This window comes from Streptomyces sp. NPDC043726, assembly GCF_056436565.1.
The window spans coordinates 148,092-164,591 of sequence record NZ_JBWKCI010000011.1 but is presented as its reverse complement, the minus strand read 5'-3'; the positions used below and the strand labels follow the sequence as shown (position 1 = coordinate 164,591).

Genomic DNA, 16,500 nt, shown 5'->3' with positions numbered 1-16,500 from the left:
CGAATCCCGGGCTTTTCGGACATGACCGTGGGTCGGCCTCCAAGCTGTTCTCATGAGCATGACGCCGCCGCTCGCCTCGGGTCCCGAAGGCCCCCACGCCCTGGGCCCCTTGCTCGACACCGTCCTTCAGGCGCTGGGGGAGGGGACACGGGCGCGCGGAGGGCCCCTGCCGGCCGGGGGCCCCTCCGAGGTGGCCGCGCAGGTGCGGGCCGCGCTGGGGGACGTACTGCCCGACGAGGGCGACCCGGACGCCCTGCGCCGCCTGGTACGGACCCTGGCGGAAGGCTCAGCGGACCCGGCGAACCCCCTCTGCGCGGCCCACCTCCACGGCCCGCCACTGGCGGTAGCGGCAGCGGCGGACCTGGCGGCAAGCGCCCTCAACCCGTCCCTGGACTCCTGGGACCAGGCCCCGGCGGCGTCGGAGCTGGAGCGGCTGGTGACGCAAGCCCTTGCTTCGCTGGCCTATGCCGCGCCCGCGGGGGCCGCTACGGCGTTGTCCGATCCGCCTGGCTGCGGGCAGTCGTACCCGTCGGACGGCCCCCGCAGCCAAACAGGCGGCACCCGGCAAGCGCCGGCGAGCGCACCCGCCCCCACGCCGGCCCCGACCCGCGGCACCCCGCCAGACGCCCTGGTCACCACCGGCGGCACCGAATCCAACCAGCTCGCCCTGCTCCTCGCCCGCGAAGCAAGTCCCGGCACCCGTCTCGTCCACGGCGCCAACGCCCACCACTCGCTCTCGCGCGCCGCCTGGCTCCTCGGCCTCCCCGACCCCGTCGTCGTCCCCGCCCCCAAAGGCACCCTCGACCCCGCCGCCCTGGACGAGGCCCTCACCCACCTCCCGGGCCCCCACCTCGTCGCGGCCACCGCGGGCACCACCGACGCGGGCCTGATCGACCCCCTCCCCGAGATCGCCGCCCTGTGCGCCCGCCACCACGCCCGCCTCCACGTCGACGCGGCCTACGGCGGCGGCCTCCTCTTCAGCCACCGCCACCGGCACCGGCTCGACGGCCTGGACTCCGCCGCCACCGTCACCCTCGACCTGCACAAACTCGGCTGGCAGCCCGTCGCCGCGGGCCTCCTCGTGGTCCGCGACGCAACTGACCTCCGCCCCCTCCACCACCACGCCGACTACCTCGCCGCCGACGACGACACCGAGGCCGGCCTCCCCGACCTCCTCGGCCGCTCCCTGCGCACCACCCGCCGCCCCGACATCCTCAAGACCGCGGTCACCCTCCAGACCCTCGGCCGCCAGGGCATGGGTCGACTCGTCGACCAAGTCTGCGAGCACGCCCAGGAGTTCGCCGACCTCGTCGACCGGCACCCCCGCTTCGAGCTGCACGACCGCCCCACCATCAGCACGGTCCTCTTCCGCCCCGCAGCCGCCACGGACGAAGCCGTCGCCGCCGTACGCCGAACCCTCCTCACCGACGGCCGCGCCGTCCTCGGCCGCGCCCGCCTAGACGGCCGGCTCTGGCTCAAGGTCACCCTCCTCAACCCCCACACCCGCCCCGACGACCTGGCGGCCCTCCTCAACCTCGTGGAAGGAACCACCCCCTGATGAGCACCACCCCCGACACCCCCCGCGACCTGGTCGGCATCGGCATCGGCCCGTTCAACCTCTCCCTCGCCGCCCTCGCCCACCCGCTCGCCGAACTCGACACCGTCCTGTACGAACAGCGCCCCGCCTTCGACTGGCACCCGGGCCTGCTCATCGAGGGCGCCACCATCCAGGTCCCCTTCCTCGCCGACCTGGTCACCCTCGTCGACCCCGCGAGCCCCTGGACCTTCCTCAACTACCTCAAGAGCCGCGACCGGCTCTTCCCCTTCTACTTCGCCGAGCGCTTCCACATCCAGCGCGCCGAGTACGACGCCTACTGCCGCTGGGTCTCCGAGAACCTGCCCGCGCTGCACTTCGGCCACCAGGTCGACGCCGTCCGCTTCAACCCCGAACGGGACGTGTTCGAGGTCGACTTCACCCAGCTCGACACCGACGGCGAGGCCGAGGCACTGGGCCGTACGTACACCCGGAACATCGTCCTCGGCATCGGCACCGAGCCGTACGTCCCCGACCCGCTCAAACCGCTCGTCGAGGCCCCCGGCGTACCCGTGTTCCACGCCGCCGACTACCTCGACCACCGCGCGGACCTGCTCGCCGCCGAGCACGTCACCGTGGTCGGCTCCGGACAGTCCGGCGCCGAGATCTTCCTCGACCTGCTCCGCACCCGCCCCGCGGGCCGCGAGGGACTGCACTGGATCGGCCGTACCGAGGCGTTCGCGCCCATGGAGTACTCCAAGCTCGGCCTGGAACACTTCACGCCGGACTACACCCGCTACTTCCACGCCCTCACCGAGCCCGTCCGCGACCGGCTCGTCACCTCGCAGTGGCAGCTCCACAAGGGCATCGACAGCGACACCCTCGCCGCCATCCACGATGAGCTCTACCGCCGTACCCTGAACGGCGGCTGGCCGGACGCCGTCCTCACCCCCGGCGTCCGCGTCCGCACGGCGGGCCGGGTCGCGACCACCAAGGTCGAACTGCACCTGGAGCACATCGAGCAGGACACCCGCTCCCGCCTCACCACCGACGCCGTCGTCCTCGCCACCGGCTACCGCGAGCGCCCCCTCGACCGGATCCTCGCCGGACTCGACCCCTACCTGCGCCGCGACAGCCGCGAACGCCCGCGCGTGGACGAGGACTTCCGCCTCGTCCTCGACCCCTCGGTCACCGGCTCGGGCTGCAACGTCTACGTCCAGAACGCCGAACTCCACACCCACGGCGTCGGCACCCCCGACCTCGGCCTCGCCGCCTGGCGCAGCGCCACCATCCTCAACGCGGTGACGGACAAGCAGACGTACCCGCTGCCCGCACGGACCGCCTTCACCACCTTCGGCCTGGAAACACCGCGGCCCCAGATCCCGCCCGCGCGCAGGCCACACGCGCTGACACCCCTGGCGGACGGGATCTGAGGCTCACTCGGCCGGGCCCAGAACACCGGCGGCCTAGAACACCGGCGTGCCGTCCCGGGTGAGCCTCCAGTCCACCGACGCGAAGTCCTTCGGGTCCAGCACGCCCTTCGCGGTGACCCACTCGGCGATCCGGGTGCGGATCTCCGTCGACTCCGACCACAGCTCCTGCGCCGAGGCGACATGCGGGAAGGCGCCGCCGCCGTTGGCCCGGTAGTTGTTCACCGCGAACACGAACTGCTGGGCGTCGTCCAGCGCGGCGCCGTTGTAGGTCACATTCCTGATCCGCGACCCCGCCGCCTGGGCGATGTCGATGTCGTACGACAGACCCGACACGTAGTCGTAGTTGTAGTCCGGGCGGCCGCTCGCGTTCGTCAGCTTCTCCACGTCCACCGCCGCACCGGCCGCCGTCTGCACGAAGTACTGCGCCGAGTACTCCAGGTACGCCTTGATCTGCGCGCCCGTCAGCAACTTGGCGACCAGCGTGTTGTCGTACACGTACAGGCTCGACAGGTCCCGGATGGTCACCTCGCCCGCCGGGATCTCCGAGGTCCGCGAGAACGGCGAGGCCTGCGCGATGACGGGCAGGGAGGCGTACTCCGTGCTCGCCAGCGCCGCCTTCACCACGTCCTCCTGGACCTTGGTGATCAGATCGATGATCGGGGCGTCCTTGTACCGCGCGTCCACCGTCGTCAGCGTCTCGGTCGCCGTGCCGACGACCTGGTTGACGTACGCCACGACCTTCTCGTGCTCGTCGTCGAGCAGCTTGGTGATCTCCGGGTCGTCGGCGACCGTCCTGGAGTCGCGCACGCTCGCCGAGACCGACTCCACCGTCCAGCGGCCCTTCGCGAAGACCAGCTCGATGTCGAACAGCGACAGGCGCTGCGCGTAGCAGAGCGGCTCCGAGAGCACGACCGTCCTGCCGGTCTGCTCGTTCGTCACCTTCAGCTCGACGATCTCGGTGTGCGCGTGGCCCACCAGGATCGCGTCGATGCCCGGCACCTGCTGAGCGACCAGCGCCGCAGAGTTCTCGATGTACGGCAGCTGGTCGCCGTAGGACGACGTGCCCGAAGAGCCGGAGTGGGCGGAGACGACCACGACGTCCGCGCCCATCGACCGCAGCTTCGGCACCCACTTCGCCGCCTGCTCCTCCAGGCCGGGGAAGGTCAACTTGCCCTGGACGTAGGCCTTGTCCCAGATCGCGATACCGGGGTTGGTCAGCCCGAGCACCGCGACCTTGACCGGCGGGGCGCCCTTCACGTGGAACTTCTTGATGAAGTACGGCGGGAACGCCGGCTTCATCGTCTTCGCGTCCAGCGCGTTGGCGCCGAGCAGCGGGAAGTCGCACTGCTCCTCGAACTTCCGCAGCGTCTCGATGCCGTAGTTGAACTCGTGGTTGCCGAGCGCCACCGCGTCGTAGCCGATGGCGTTCATCGCCTGCGCCATCGGGTGCACCGGGCCGCCCTCGGCGGTGATCGGTTCGACCTTGGCGTAGTAGTACGTCAGCGGAGTGCCCTGGATCGTGTCACCGGCGTCCAGCAGCAGCGTGTTGCGGCGGCCCTTCTCCTCGCGGACCTGCTCGACCAGGGTGGCGATCCGGGCCAGGCCCTTCGCGTTGCCCTTGGCGTCGGTGTACTCCGCGTCCTTGAAGTAGTCCCAGTTGAAGATGTTGCCGTGCAGGTCGGTCGTGCCCATGACCGTCAGGGAGTACCGCTTGGCGGGCTTCGGTCCCTTCCTCGCCTCGGCGGCCTCGGCCGCGGGCGCCGCTGCCGCGCCGGTCAGCGCGACCCCCGCTCCGGTCACGGCCGACTTCTTCAGGAACTTCCGACGGTTCAGGGGCATGTCGCGGTTCTCCTCGGGATGGTCCATGACGCGCGTAGATCCCGGACGTGGAGGCGGACCGACGCGCGTAGATTCTGACCCGAACATGGCGACGGGGAACAGGTCCGCGAGGTTGCGATCCGGTGACCTGGCCTGTGAGTTGGCTGTCCGCGCCCGCCCAAGCGGTGACACAGTGGGACGTATGACCACGCCTCCCGCACCCTCGCTCCCCTACGGCACCCCCGACGCCCCGCGGATCGCCGTACGCGGCGAGGCCCACCTCGAAGTCGACCCCGAGATCGGCCGCATCGGCATCACCGTCGCCTCCCGCGGCAAGGACCGCCGCTCCGCCCTGGACGACCTCACCCGGCGCAACACCGGCGCCCTCGAACTGGTCAAGTCCTACGGCGACGCGGTCGAGCGGGTGGAGACCGGCGCCTTCTCCGTCCGGCCCGAACTGACCAAACACGGCCGCGGCGAACGCGTCCGCACCTACCACGGCACCGTCCATCTCACCGCCGAGCTCACCGACTTCACCGCCCTCGGCGAACTCACCACCCGGCTCGCCGACTTGGAGCTCACCCGCGTCGACGGCCCCTGGTGGGACCTGCGCCCCGCCTCACCCGCCCATCGCCGGGCCCGCGAACAGGCCGTCCGGGAAGCGGTCCAGCGGGCCCGCGAGTACGCCGAGGCGCTGGACACCACGCTCGCGGCACTCGTGGAACTCGCCGACATCGGAGCCGAGGACGGCGGACCGCGCCCGATGGCCGCGGGGGCGCGGATGCGTTCCATGGCCTACGCGGAGGCCGCCGAGGACACCGTGGCCGCGCTCGACCTCGAACCCCAGCGTCAGCACGTCTACGCGGAGGTCATCGCGCGATTCACCATGCGGCCCCCGAGGCTGTAGTTCATTTCCCAGAAGAGGGGCAGCGCTGAGGCAACCGAATTCGCTCATCAGAGCGGCTGCCCGCACAATTCAACACTTGTCAATAGCCCTTCACGCAAAGGTTGTTGGTTGGTCATGCGGGGCCAATTCACTACCCGCCGGTAAGCCATAGGCTCGAAACATGCGCCGAGCGAAAATCGTCTGCACCCTGGGCCCCGCCACCGACTCGTACGACCAGATCAAGGAACTGGTCGAGGCCGGAATGGACGTGGCCCGATTCAACCTCAGCCACGGCGAACACGCCGAACACGAGGAGCGCTATCAGCGCGTACGCAAGGCCTCCGACGAGACCGGCCGCAGCGTCGGACTGCTCGCCGACCTTCAAGGCCCGAAGATCCGCCTCGGCCGCTTCGCCGAAGGACCGGTACTCCTTGAACGCGGCGACTCCTTCACCATCACCGTGGAGGACGGCGCCGAAGGCAACAGGGACCAGTGCGGCACCACCTACTCCGGCCTCGCCGGTGACGTCACCCCGGGCGAGCGCATCCTCGTCGACGACGGCAAGGTCTGCCTGGAGGTGACCCAGGTCGACGGCCCCCGCGTCCGCACGACGGTCGTCGAGGGCGGCATGGTCTCCGACAGCAAGGGCCTGAACCTCCCCGGCGTCGCGGTCTCGGTCCCCGCGCTGTCGGAGAAGGACGAGGCGGACCTCCGCTGGGCCCTGCGCACGGGCTTCGACGTCATCGCGCTCTCGTTCGTGCGCAGCGGCCGCGACATCGAGGACGTCCACCGCATCATGGACGAGGAGGGCCGCCGCCTCCCGGTCATCGCCAAGGTGGAGAAGCCGCAGGCGGTGGAGGCGATCGACGACATCGTCGCGGCCTTCGACGGCATCATGGTGGCCCGGGGCGACCTGGGTGTGGAAATGCCCCTGGAGCAGGTCCCGATCGTCCAGAAGCGCGCGATCAAACTGGCCAAGCGCAACGCCAAGCCGGTCATCGTGGCGACCCAGATGCTGGACTCGATGATCGACAACGCCCGGCCGACCCGCGCGGAGGCCTCCGACGTGGCCAACGCGGTCATCGACGGCACCGACGCGGTGATGCTGTCCGGCGAGACGAGCGTGGGCAAGTACGCCATCGAGACGGTACGGACGATGGCGAAGATCGTGGCGGCGGCGGAGGAGGACCTCCTGGCGAAGGGCCTGCCCCCACTGACGGACCGCAACAAGCCGAGGACGCAGGGCGGAGCCGTGGCGAGGGCGGCGGCCGAGATGGGCGACTTCCTGGGCGCGAAGTACCTGGTCGCCTTCACCCAGTCCGGAGACACCGCCCGCCGCCTGTCTCGCTACCGCTCCCCGATCCCCCTCCTGGCCTTCACCCCGGAACCGGCGACCCGCTCCCAGCTGAACCTGACATGGGGCGTGGAGACATTCCTGGGCCCGCACGTGGACTCCACCGACGCGATGGTCGACCAGGTGGACGAACTCCTCCTGAAATACGGCCGCTGCCAAAAGGGCGACACGGTAGTCATCACAGCCGGCTCACCCCCCGGCGTCTCCGGCTCCACGAACCTGGTCCGCGTCCACCACATCGGCGAGGACGACAGCCCGAAGTAGTCAGTGCTTGGGCCCGACATGGAGGTCGAGAAGCGCGACGGAGGCCTTCCTGGCGACGGAGATGTTGTACGGGTTGCCGTTGCGAGTGCAGTGCGTCCACTCGACACCGAGCCCGTCGAGGGTGTCGGTGCAGAGGCGGCGGAGGTCGTCGGAGACGTTGGTGAGTCGACGATGGCCCGCTGTCAGGGTTCGAGGATGATGGCGCGCTCGTGCTTCTTTCCCGGGCCGTGTTGAGGGAACAGGCAATGCAGGTGCTTCGAGTAGACCTTCACGTTGCGGCAACCGACCTTGCGGACGCGGCAGACGGAATTGCCGGGAAACACTGCGCGCACGGCCTTCTCGCAGTCGTCCATGAGTGGCCGTCACTGAGGCAGAGGCCCAACAGGTAGCTGTAGGCGGCCGCGTCGAGATCGCGCCCATCACAACGAGGGCATGGCGGACTGTGCCGTCCGGGGCCCTCGCCCCGCTTCGCCCGGTCCACGTGTTTCTCGCGGACACTCTCTGTGAGTGATCGCGACGATACTCAGCAAAAAGCGGATGTTCACCAGAATGTGGACATCCGCTTTCCTGTGGGAACCTTGGAATCCAAGGAAAAGTGCCCCAGGTGGGATTCGAACCCACACTGTCCGCTGTTTGAGAGCGGCCTCTCTAACCGGTTGGAGTACTGGGGCCTTGGAAAGGAAGGGAAAGTGCAACCCCTCGCGCACCCACCATACCGTAGCTAGGTAGGCTCTTGGGAGCAGCACCCCTGCCCCTGAACGAGGAGCCTTCGTGACCGCCCCCGAGTCGCCCCAGCCCGTAGACGCGCCCGACGACGACAAGTCGCACGTGCCTCCGCTGACGACCCGTGTCGTCATTGCCGAGGACGAGGCGTTGATTCGGCTCGACCTCAAAGAGATGCTCGAAGAAGAGGGGTATTCCGTCGTCGGGGAGGCCGGTGACGGTGAGCAGGCCATCGAGCTGGCCCGGGAGCACAAGCCGGACCTCGTCATCCTCGATGTGAAGATGCCCAAGCTCGACGGCATCTCCGCCGCCGAGAAGATCGCCGAGGAGAGCATCGCCCCGGTGCTCATGCTCACCGCCTTCTCGCAGCGGGATCTGGTGGAGCGGGCCCGGGACGCCGGTGCGATGGCGTACCTGGTCAAGCCGTTCAGCAAGAGTGACGTCGTGCCCGCCATCGAGATGGCCGTCTCGCGGTTCACCGAGCTGAAGGAGCTGGAGAAGGAGGTCGCCGACCTCACCCTGCGGCTCGAGACGCGCAAGCTCGTCGACCGGGCGAAGTCCGTTCTGCAGACCGAGTACGGGCTGACCGAGCCGGCCGCCTTCCGGTGGATCCAGAAGACCTCGATGGACCGGCGGATGTCGATGCAGCAGGTCGCCGAGGCCGTCATCCAGGACGCCGAGGAGAAGAAGGCCGGGAAGGCCTAGCTCCAGCGATGTGTACGACGAAGGCCCGCGTCCCCGGCCAGGGACGCGGGCCTTCGTCGTAGGGGATCAGTCCTCGCCGAGGTAGGCCTTGCGGACCGACTCGTCGTGGAGCAGGTCCTGGCCGGTGCCGGACAGGACGATGTTGCCGATCTCCATCACATGGCCCTGGTCGGCGAGCGAGAGCGCCGCCTGGGCGTTCTGCTCGACCAGCAGGATGGTGGTGCCCTGCGACTTCAGCTCGGCGATGGTCGCCATGATCTTCTGCATCATGATCGGCGACAGACCCATCGAGGGTTCGTCGAGCATCAGCAGCTTCGGCTGGGACATCAGGGCGCGGCCCATCGCCAGCATCTGCTGCTCACCGCCGGAGAGGGTGCCCGCGGCCTGCTTGCGGCGCTCTCCGAGGATGGGGAAGAGGTCGTAGGCGCGCTGGATGTCCTTCTCGATGCCCGGCTTGTCGTTGCGCAGGAAGGCGCCGAGGCGCAGGTTGTCCTCGATCGTCATGCGCGGGAAGATGTGCCGCCCCTCGGGGGAGTGGGCGAGTCCCAGCGAGACGATCTCGTGGGCGGGGTACTTCTTCAGCGACTTGCCGTTGAACCTGATCTGGCCGCCGACCGGCTTGAGGAGGCCGGAGAGGGTGCGCAGGGTGGTCGTCTTTCCGGCGCCGTTGGTGCCGATGAGGGTGACGACCTGACCGGCTTCGACGGTGAAGGAGATGCCCTTGACGGCCTCGATCTTGCCGTAGGCGACCCGGAGGTCTTCGACTTCGAGCAGTGCGGTCATCGGTCGTTCTCCTTGCCGGGCGCGGCGTCCGTCGTGGCGTCGGCCTGTGTCTCTGCCGCCTCGACTTCGGCGACCTCGTCGGCGCCGGGGGCGTTCTCGAAGGGTTCGCCGAGGTAGGCGGCGACGACGCGTTCGTCGCCCTGGACGGTGGCGCTGTCGCCTTCGACGAGCTTCTCGCCCTGGACGAGGACGGCGACGCGGTCGCAGAGGTTGAAGATGAACCGCATGTCGTGCTCGATGACGAGGACGGCGATGCCCTTGTCCCGGATGGCGAAGACGAGTTCCTCGGTGGCCCGGGTCTCCTGCGGGTTCATGCCGGCGGTGGGCTCGTCGAGCAGGAGCAGGCTGGGCTCGCTGGCCAGCGCCCGGGCGATTTCCAGCTTGCGCTGCTCGCCGTAGGGGAGGTTGCGGGCGAGGTGCTCGGACTTGGCCGCGAGGCCGACGAACTCCAGGAGTTCCATGGCGCGTTCGCGGGAGGCGGCCTCGGCCTTGTGGAAGCCGGGGCCGCGCAGGAGGGCGGACCAGAGGCCTTCCTTGGTGCGGGTGTGGCGGCCGACGAGGACGTTCTCCAGCACCGTCATGTTGGCGAAGAGCCGGATGTTCTGGAAGGTGCGGGCGATGCCGGCGGCGGTGACCTTGAAGGACTTGGGCGGCAGGACGGTGCCCTGGTGGCGGACTTCTCCCTCGGTGGGGATGTAGAGGCCGGTCAGGCAGTTGAAGAAGGTCGTCTTGCCGGCGCCGTTGGGGCCGATGAGTCCGACGATCTCGCCGCTGTTGACGGTGAGGTCGACGTTGCGCACGGCGGTGAGGCCGCCGAAGCGCATGGTGACGCCGCGTGCGTCGAGGACGGGGGTGCCGGGGGCGTCCGCCTTCGCGGTGTTCTGCGTGGTGGTGTCGGTAGTCATGGTGGTCAGGCCCCTGCCTTGCTGAGGACTGTGGGCGGTTCCGCCTCTTCGTGGAATTCGAGCTGGCGACGCCGGTTGGGGATGAGGCCTTCCGGCCGGAAGCGCATCAGCAGCACGAGCGCGACGCCGAAGGCGAAGAGCTGGTAGTCGCCGAGGAACTGGAGCTTGGCGGGGATGAGGTAGAGCAGGGCGGCGCCGACGAGCGGGCCGCTGATGGTGCCCATGCCGCCGAGGACCACGGCCGCCAGGAGGAACGCCGAGTTGGGCGGGACCACGTGGGCGAACTGGTACTGCTCGGGGGTCACGGTGTAGGTGACGTGCGCCTGTACGGTGCCGGCGAGGCCGGCGAGGGCGGCGCCGAGGGCGAAGGCGATGAGCTTGACGCGGAAGCCGTTGATGCCCATGGCCTCGGCGGCGGTCTCGTCCTCGCGGATGGCGACCCAGGCGCGGCCGATGCGGGAGTCGCTGCTGCGTCGGAAGACGACCACGACGACGAGGGTGATCAGCAGCATCAGCAGGAAGTAGTTGGAGAACCGGCCGATGGTGACACCGAGCATGTCGTGCGGCTGTCCGAAGTCGAAGCCCAGGATTTCGAGGTTCGGTACGGACGAGATGCCGTTGGAGCCGTTGGTGACGTCGGGTCCGGAGGTGCCGTCCATGTTGAGGACGGTGATGCGGAAGATCTCTCCGAAGCCGAGGGTGACGATGGCGAGGTAGTCGCCGCGCAGCCGCAGGGTGGGGGCGCCGATGATGACGCCGAAGACCATGGCGACGGCGGCGCCGAGGAGTGCGGACAGCCAGAACGGCAGGTGGAGGTCGAACGGCGACGAGGGGGAGCCGGAGACCATGGCCGCGGTGTACGCGCCTACGCCGAGGAAGGCGACGTATCCGAGGTCGAGGAGGCCGGCGAGTCCGACGACGATGTTCAGGCCCAGGGCGACGGTGGCGAAGATGAGGATGTAGACGCCGATGGTGGCGTACTGGTCGTCGGACTGGGTGAAGGGGAAGGCGGCGGCGGCGACGAACGCGCCGATCATCGTCACGGTGCGGTGCTTGGCGGTGATGGCCGAGATGCGGTTGACCAGTCCGGCCTTGGCGAGGGCGCCGAAGCCGAAGCCCGCGGTGATGAGGAAGCCGATGAAGAGTTCGTCGTACTCGGTGCCGATGCCGTAGGTGAAGACGGTGAGGCCGAGGGCGAGGGCCGCGACGATGACGAGGATCTCGCCGTAGGCGGGCAGGGTCCGGGCCGGGGCCTTGACGGGCCCGGTGGCGACGGCGGCCCGCAGGACGGTCAGGCTGTGCCGGCACTTGTGCCGGAAGTGCTCCCAGGCGGTGTCGTCCGGGTCGATGGGGTCGGGCGCGGGCCGCTCGAAGGGGAGGGCGAAGGCGCCGAGGAGAGCGGTGAGGGTGGCCAGGGCCGCCACGTAGCCGCCGGGTTCGAGGTTGACGACGCCGCCGAGCTTGGCGCTGATGGCGATGACGGTGTACCAGGCGGTGGCGAAGGCGCCGAGGGAAGAGAGCTTGATGGCGCTGTCGGCACCGGCGGGGGTGAGCCAGCCCAGGCCCTTGACGCCGTAGGAGGCGAGGCCGAAGAGGGTGGTCAGGGCGCCGCCGATGAGGACGAGGACCTGGAGGCCGCCGGGGTAGCCGTAGATGGTGAGCTTGCCGGGGAACTCCTCGGTCCACGTCCAGGCGAGGAAGGTGGAGAGGATGGTGAGGAGGCCGCCGCCGGTGGCGAGGGCGCGTCCGATGTGCGCCGGAATGCCGACCAGGCCGGTGGGGGTGCCGGTGGAGGGGGTGCCGGCGTTCTCGGGTGCGGTGGTCTGTGTGGTCATCGGTGTCACGCCCTGTCCGCGACGCGCTCGCCGAGCAGGCCCTGTGGCCTGAACAGCAGTACGAGGATGAGGAGTACGAAGGCCCAGACGTCGGCCCAGGACTGGCTGCCGAACTTGTCCATGCCGGGGATGTCGGCGATGTAGGCCGTGGAGAGGGATTCGGCGATGCCGAGGACGAGGCCGCCGAGCATGGCTCCGTAGATGTTGCCGATGCCGCCGAGGACGGCCGCGGTGAAGGCCTTGAGGCCGAGGATGAAGCCCATGCGGAAGTCGATCTGGCCGTACTTCAGACCGTAGGCGACACCGCCGACGGCGGCGAAGATGGCGCCGAGGGCGAAGGCGATCACGATGATGCGATCGGTGTTGACGCCCATGAGCTTCGCGGTGTCGGGGTCCTGGGCGGTGGCCTGCATGCCGCGTCCGGTGCGGGTCTTCATGACGAAGTAGCCGAGGATCGCCATGCTGATGGGGGCGGCGAGAAGCAGGAAGATGTCACCGGTCTGGATGGTGACGTTGCCGATCTCGAAGGGGCCGCCCTCGATCTGCGGGAACCTGATCGGAGAGTCCGCGTCGGGGTACCAGGCCCACACGGCCTGCTGCAGGGCCAGGGAGAGGCCGATGGCCGTGATGAGGGGGGCAAGCCGGGGTGCCGTCCGCAGGGGGCGGTAGGCGAATCGTTCCGCTCCCACGGCGACGGTGACGGCGACGAGTATCGCGCCGATCAGCATCAGGGGCAGGGCGATGGCCATGGAGGTGCCGTCGGGCAGGATGTAAAGGTAGACCGTGATGGCGCCGAAGGCCCCGGTCATGAATATCTCGCCGTGGGCGAAGTTGATGAGCTGGACGATGCCGTAGACCATTGTGTAGCCGATGGCGACCAGCCCGTACATGGATCCCAGTAGCAGGCCGTTGACCAGCTGCTGCGGCAGTTCGTTCACCGCATGTCCTCCGAGACTTCGGATGTCGAGTGGATGGGGGCCGTATGCGAGTCCGCGCGGGGCGCCTGGTTGTGCGGCGCCCCGCGCGGCTCAAGGGGTGGTGCGGGGGTGGGTCAGCCGGTGTAGGTACCGGACTTGACGGCCTTCCACTCGCCGTTCTCCACGGCGTACACCGTGAGCTGCTTGTTGGTCGTGTCGCCGAACTCGTCGAAGGAGACCTTGCCGGTCACGCCGTCGAAGCTGACGTTCTGGACCGCGGCGGAGACCTGGGCGCGGGCGTCGTCGGGCAGCTTGCCGTCGTTGTCCTCGACGACCTTCTTCACGGCCTCGATGATCGCCCAGGTGGCGTCGTAGGAGTAACCGCCGTAGGCCGCGTAGTCCTCCTTGTAGCCGGCCTCCTTGTAGTCCGCCACGAACTTCTTGGCGGAGTCCAGCTCCTCGATCGGGGCACCGACCGACGTGGCGAGGTCACCGGCGCTGTTGTTGCCGGCCAGCTCGATGAAGGTCGGGTCGAAGATGCCGTCGCCGCCGACCAGCGGGACCTTCACGCCCGCGGCCTTGATCTGCTTGCTGAGCGGACCGGCCTGCGGGTACTCGCCGCCGTAGTAGACGACGTCGGCGCCGGAGCTCTTCACCTTGGTGGCCACCGCGGAGAAGTCCTTGGTGTCCGGGTTGATGTGCTCGGTGCCGACGACCTTGCCGCCGAGCTTCTTGAACTCGTCGGTGAAGGTGGCGGCGAGGCCCGCGCCGTAGGTCTTCTTGTCGTCGATGACGAAGACCTTGGTCTTCTTGCTGTCGTTGTAGACGTACTGCGCGGCGAACGGGCCCTGGATGGCGTCCGTCGTCGAGGTGCGGAAGTACGACTTGTACGGGCGGGTCTTGCTGGTCTGCCAGTCGGCGCCCTGGGTGAGGCCGGGGCCGGTGTTGGCGGGGGAGACCTGGACCAGCTTGGCGTCGTCGAAGACCTTCTGCATGGACTCGGCGACGGAGGAGTTCAGCGGGCCGACGGCGCCGATGACGCTCTTGTCGGCCACGAACGTGGCGGCGTTCTGCTGGCCGGACGAGGGCTGCGCCTGGTCGTCGAGGGCCTTGATCTCGAAGGTGACGCCGTCGACGAAGTTGTCCTTGTTGGCCGTCTTGGCGGCGAGGTCGGCGGAGTTCTTGATGCCGAGACCCAGCGCGGACAGGTCGCCGGTGAGCGGGGCGTCGACACCGATGACGACCTTGGTGCCGCCGTTGCCGGAGTCCGAGCTGCCGCCGTCGTCGTCACGCGAGCCACAGGCGGTGAGGGTGAGTGCTCCCGCCGCCAGAGCGGCGGTGATGGCGATGAGCGAACGTTGACGCACGATCAGTCCTTTCCCTGGCGCGGCCCTTCCCTCTGGAAGCGGCCGAGTCGAGCGCTGGGCCGAAGTGACATTCCGACGGCGCGGTGACTGGGCGTGACTCTAAGCGTGTGAGGGGAACGTGGAGGAGTACCTGACGAAGGCTGTGACGCTCTTGTTATGACACGACGTAATGCAGAGCGGTACTGAGTGGGGGGAACTGTGGGATTCAGCCGGGTTCGCCCGGTCCGCATTCTGAGAATTCCCAGGCCCCGCACGTGCGCATCAGGCGTCTCAGGGGTTTTGGTGATTACCGGGATTTGTTGCTGCAGGCTACCTGAAGGGCCTCTGACAGATGCTGGGCGTAGCGTTCACCGGGGATGAAACTGTGCGTTTGTATTGCTCGCTTATTACGTAGGGTTACGTCCAGGAAAGGCAGCCCGGCGTTCCCGGGTACTTTCGCGCAATCCGCCACTCTCAGTGTGATGGTGATCTTGCGTGCGGAACCCGCCTCGGTCCGGAAAGGCGGCGGTGGCGACGAGGTCACAGTGAGCCCCGCGTAGGGCTGGGAGATCCGGGTCACGGTGACGGGCGGGCCGGACAGCACGCTCAGCAGCACGTCGAAGCGGAAACCGCCGGTCTCGGCCGGGTCGTGGGAGGCCGTCTCGCTCAGATAGAGGAGGTCGACGGCCTGGGAGGGGTACGGCGGGGGTGTGACGGCCGGGGGTGGGGTCGGGGCCGGCTGGGGCCGGGTGGCGTAGAGGTAGCCGCCGCCCGCGAGGAGGGCGGCGGCCACCGCCGACGCGAGGGCGGCGCGGCGGCGCCGGCCGGTCAGGCGCCGCCGGGCCACCGGACGTCCGTGCGGCGCGAACTCCCCTGTGGGGGAAGCCTGTTGCGCGTGCGTCCCCTCGCCCGGTTCGACAGGCCCGACGCCGCTCACTGCCACGGACCGTTGCTCGGGCCGCCGGTGCGGTACCACTCCACGCAACCCTCGTGAGCCCGGCGGTCGATCAGTTTCAGCGCGGCCTGCTCGCCCCGGCGCGCCTGCTCGGTGCGGGCGGCGTCGACCACCTCGCGCAGGATCTCGTACTGCCCGTTCGACAGCCCCATCGACTGGTAGTCGCCGTAGGTGTCGCCGTTCAGGACCTGCCGGGACCAATGGGAGACGAGGCGGGTGCACAACTCCTCGGGCGGTGTGGCCTGCGGGGACGGCGCGGTGCTCGGAGGGCTGCTCGCCGGGGTCCGCGCACCGGTGTCGGCGCACCCGGTGATCGCGCCGACGCCCAGCAGTGCCAGCAGCAGCGCCGTCCGCGCCCGGAGCGCCCGCGCCCCTCCCGTTGTCATGCTCCGACGCTAGGCGCTGTCGGGTGCGTTGGGCCAGAGGGGAGGGGCGGAAGCCGGGCGGGACGGGGCGGAAGCCGGGCGAGGAGCGGCGGACGCCGGGCGGGGAAGGGCGGAAAGCCGGGCGGGAGGCGGCAGTTGGGGCCGGATCAGGCGCCCACGGGTGCGCCGTCCCCCGGCCGCACGTCCCGCAGCAGGCAGGTCAGCCGGGCCGTGCACACCCGCTTCCCCTCCTCGTCACTGATCACGATCTCGTACGTCGCGGTGGAGCGCCCCCGGTGGACGGGCGTCGCGACCCCCGTGACCAGCCCCGACCGCACCCCCCGGTGATGCGTGCAGTTCAGGTCGACACCCACGGCGATCTTCGAAGACCCCCCGTGCAGCATCGACCCCACAGACCCCAGGGTCTCCGCCAGCACCGCGGACGCGCCCCCGTGCAGCAAGCCGTACGGCTGTGTGTTCCCCTCCACCGGCATGGTCCCGACGACCTGCTCCGCCGACGCCTCCAGGATCTGCACGCCCATCCGCGTCCCCAGATGCCCGGCCGAGAACAGCGCCGGCAGATCCACCCCGAGCGCCGCGTACTCGTCGATGACCTCTTGCGGGAACCTCACCTGCTGCTGCTCGCCCATGGGGCCAGACTCCGTTCGTCGACGATC

Annotated in this window: 14 protein-coding genes, 1 tRNA gene and 1 pseudogene; 5 read left to right on the top strand and 11 right to left on the bottom strand. The window is 69.3% G+C overall.

Going from position 1 to position 16,500, the window contains the following annotated elements; genetic code table 11:
* The first annotated feature begins 52 nt into the window (after positions 1 to 52).
* Positions 53 to 1,558, top strand: coding sequence for a pyridoxal phosphate-dependent decarboxylase family protein (locus AC068Z_RS30205; protein ID WP_478562504.1), 1,506 nt, complete (start codon positions 53 to 55; stop codon positions 1,556 to 1,558).
* On the top strand, positions 1,558 to 2,967 hold the full coding sequence (locus tag AC068Z_RS30200) for a lysine N(6)-hydroxylase/L-ornithine N(5)-oxygenase family protein (RefSeq protein ID WP_478562501.1): 1,410 nt from the start codon (positions 1,558 to 1,560) through the stop codon (positions 2,965 to 2,967). Before AC068Z_RS30205 ends, AC068Z_RS30200 begins: the two co-directional genes overlap by 1 nt.
* A gap of 33 nt (positions 2,968 to 3,000) precedes the next feature.
* Here the strand turns inward: AC068Z_RS30200 and AC068Z_RS30195 are convergent, their stop codons facing one another.
* Positions 3,001 to 4,806, bottom strand: a complete 1,806-nt coding sequence (locus AC068Z_RS30195; RefSeq protein ID WP_478562498.1) for a bifunctional metallophosphatase/5'-nucleotidase — start codon at positions 4,804 to 4,806, stop codon at positions 3,001 to 3,003.
* Positions 4,807 to 4,987: 181 nt separating this feature from the next.
* On the opposite strand from AC068Z_RS30195, the gene AC068Z_RS30190 reads away from it, so the two are divergent.
* Entirely contained in the window at positions 4,988 to 5,692 is a 705-nt protein-coding gene (locus tag AC068Z_RS30190; RefSeq protein WP_478562495.1) for an SIMPL domain-containing protein, read from the top strand.
* A 160-nt stretch (positions 5,693 to 5,852) separates the two neighbouring features.
* The gene (gene pyk, locus AC068Z_RS30185) at positions 5,853 to 7,289 is read left to right on the top strand and encodes a pyruvate kinase (protein ID WP_478562492.1); all 1,437 of its coding nucleotides are present in this window, start codon (positions 5,853 to 5,855) and stop codon (positions 7,287 to 7,289) included.
* On the opposite strand, the pseudogene AC068Z_RS30180 reads toward pyk, so the two are convergent.
* Both AC068Z_RS30180 and AC068Z_RS30175 read right to left on the bottom strand, forming a co-directional pair.
* A pseudogene (locus tag AC068Z_RS30180) lies at positions 7,290 to 7,770 on the bottom strand (hypothetical protein). It lies immediately after the preceding gene.
* Between the two features lie 115 nt (positions 7,771 to 7,885).
* Positions 7,886 to 7,960: transfer RNA gene (locus AC068Z_RS30175), tRNA-Leu, on the bottom strand.
* A gap of 100 nt (positions 7,961 to 8,060) precedes the next feature.
* Here AC068Z_RS30175 and AC068Z_RS30170 point away from each other — a divergent pair.
* Positions 8,061 to 8,717, top strand: coding sequence for an ANTAR domain-containing response regulator (locus tag AC068Z_RS30170; RefSeq protein ID WP_451724677.1), 657 nt, complete (start codon positions 8,061 to 8,063; stop codon positions 8,715 to 8,717).
* A gap of 66 nt (positions 8,718 to 8,783) precedes the next feature.
* On the opposite strand, the gene AC068Z_RS30165 is transcribed toward AC068Z_RS30170, so the two are convergent.
* The 8 genes from AC068Z_RS30165 to AC068Z_RS30130 form a co-directional block, all read right to left on the bottom strand.
* Positions 8,784 to 9,500, bottom strand: coding sequence for an ABC transporter ATP-binding protein (locus AC068Z_RS30165; protein WP_478562489.1), 717 nt, complete (start codon positions 9,498 to 9,500; stop codon positions 8,784 to 8,786).
* Positions 9,497 to 10,405 (bottom strand): ABC transporter ATP-binding protein, encoded by a 909-nt coding sequence (locus AC068Z_RS30160; protein WP_478562486.1) that lies wholly within the window; start codon positions 10,403 to 10,405, stop codon positions 9,497 to 9,499. The genes AC068Z_RS30165 and AC068Z_RS30160 overlap by 4 nt, the downstream gene beginning before the upstream one ends.
* Before the next feature lie 5 nt (positions 10,406 to 10,410).
* The gene (locus AC068Z_RS30155; protein ID WP_478562483.1) at positions 10,411 to 12,240 is read right to left on the bottom strand and encodes a branched-chain amino acid ABC transporter permease; all 1,830 of its coding nucleotides are present in this window, start codon (positions 12,238 to 12,240) and stop codon (positions 10,411 to 10,413) included.
* Positions 12,241 to 12,245: 5 nt separating this feature from the next.
* Positions 12,246 to 13,178: a branched-chain amino acid ABC transporter permease gene (locus AC068Z_RS30150; protein WP_478562480.1), complete on the bottom strand. Its 933-nt coding sequence runs from the start codon at positions 13,176 to 13,178 to the stop codon at positions 12,246 to 12,248.
* Positions 13,179 to 13,291: 113 nt separating this feature from the next.
* Positions 13,292 to 14,524: a branched-chain amino acid ABC transporter substrate-binding protein gene (locus AC068Z_RS30145; protein ID WP_478562477.1), complete on the bottom strand. Its 1,233-nt coding sequence runs from the start codon at positions 14,522 to 14,524 to the stop codon at positions 13,292 to 13,294.
* 286 nt (positions 14,525 to 14,810) lie between these two features.
* On the bottom strand, positions 14,811 to 15,440 hold the full coding sequence (locus tag AC068Z_RS30140) for a Tat pathway signal sequence domain protein (protein ID WP_478562475.1): 630 nt from the start codon (positions 15,438 to 15,440) through the stop codon (positions 14,811 to 14,813).
* Positions 15,437 to 15,844 (bottom strand): hypothetical protein, encoded by a 408-nt coding sequence (locus tag AC068Z_RS30135; protein ID WP_478562472.1) that lies wholly within the window; start codon positions 15,842 to 15,844, stop codon positions 15,437 to 15,439. Before AC068Z_RS30135 ends, AC068Z_RS30140 begins: the two co-directional genes overlap by 4 nt.
* Before the next feature lie 146 nt (positions 15,845 to 15,990).
* Positions 15,991 to 16,473 (bottom strand): hotdog fold thioesterase, encoded by a 483-nt coding sequence (locus tag AC068Z_RS30130; protein WP_451724686.1) that lies wholly within the window; start codon positions 16,471 to 16,473, stop codon positions 15,991 to 15,993.
* Positions 16,474 to 16,500 lie beyond the last annotated feature (27 nt).